Raw genomic sequence first — 1361 nt, forward strand, 5'->3', positions numbered from 1 at the left:
TGGGAACCACAAAGTGGACGCAAGCAATCTCTGACCACTCCTACCAGCCTTTACAACGGTATGAGTGTAGTGATTATCAAGTTATCGGCTTATTAGTACCGGTCAGCTCCGACAGTCTTTAGTCCTGTCTTCCACATCCGGCCTATCAACCCAGTCGTCTGGCTGGGAGCCTCTCCCCCGAAGGGATGGAAATCTCATCTCGAAGCCGGCTTCCCGCTTAGATGCTTTCAGCGGTTATCCGTTCCGAACGTAGCTAATCAGCGGTGCTCCTGGCGGAACAACTGACACACCAGAGGTTCGTCCATCCCGGTCCTCTCGTACTAGGGATAGATCTTCTCAAATTTCCTGCGCGCGCAGCGGATAGGGACCGAACTGTCTCACGACGTTCTAAACCCAGCTCGCGTACCGCTTTAATGGGCGAACAGCCCAACCCTTGGGACCTACTCCAGCCCCAGGATGCGACGAGCCGACATCGAGGTGCCAAACCATGCCGTCGATATGGACTCTTGGGCAAGATCAGCCTGTTATCCCCGAGGTACCTTTTATCCGTTGAGCGACAGCGCTTCCACAAGCCACTGCCGGATCACTAGTCCCGACTTTCGTCCCTGCTCGACTTGTCAGTCTCACAGTCAAGCTCCCTTGTGCACTTACACTCGCCACCTGATTGCCAACCAGGTTGAGGGAACCTTTGGGCGCCTCCGTTACTCTTTAGGAGGCAACCGCCCCAGTTAAACTACCCATCAGGCACTGTCCCTGAACCCGATTAGGGTCCGAAGTTAGATATCCAGAGTGACCAGAGTGGTATTTCAACAATGACTCCACGAACACTAGCGTGCCCGCTTCACAGTCTCCCACCTATCCTACACAAGCCACACCGAACACCAATACCAAACTATAGTAAAGGTCACGGGGTCTTTCCGTCCTGCTGCGCGTAACGAGCATCTTTACTCGTAATGCAATTTCGCCGAGTTCGCGGTTGAGACAGCTGGGAAGTCGTTACGCCATTCGTGCAGGTCGGAACTTACCCGACAAGGAATTTCGCTACCTTAGGATGGTTATAGTTACCACCGCCGTTTACTGGGGCTTAAATTCTCAGCTTCGCCTTGCGGCTAACCGTTCCTCTTAACCTTCCAGCACCGGGCAGGCGTCAGTCCGTATACATCGTCTTGCGACTTAGCACGGACCTGTGTTTTTAGTAAACAGTCGCTTCCCACTGGTCTCTGCGGCCATCGAACGCTCCCGGAGCAAGTCCGTTCACGCCTCAGGCCCCCCTTCTCCCGAAGTTACGGGGGCATTTTGCCGAGTTCCTTAACCACGATTCTCTCGATCTCCTTAGTATTCTCTACCTGACCACCTGAGTC

Annotated in this window: 1 rRNA gene (running past one end of the window); it reads right to left on the bottom strand. The window is 54.0% G+C overall.

The features are described from left to right. Nucleotides 1–72 precede the first annotated feature (72 nt). Nucleotides 73–1361: ribosomal RNA gene (locus C5D08_RS16460) — 23S ribosomal RNA — on the bottom strand; it runs 1926 nt beyond the window's last position.

The sequence above is a fragment of the Rathayibacter sp. AY1B6 genome (genome assembly GCF_002932755.1).
Taxonomy (GTDB): domain Bacteria; phylum Actinomycetota; class Actinomycetes; order Actinomycetales; family Microbacteriaceae; genus Rathayibacter.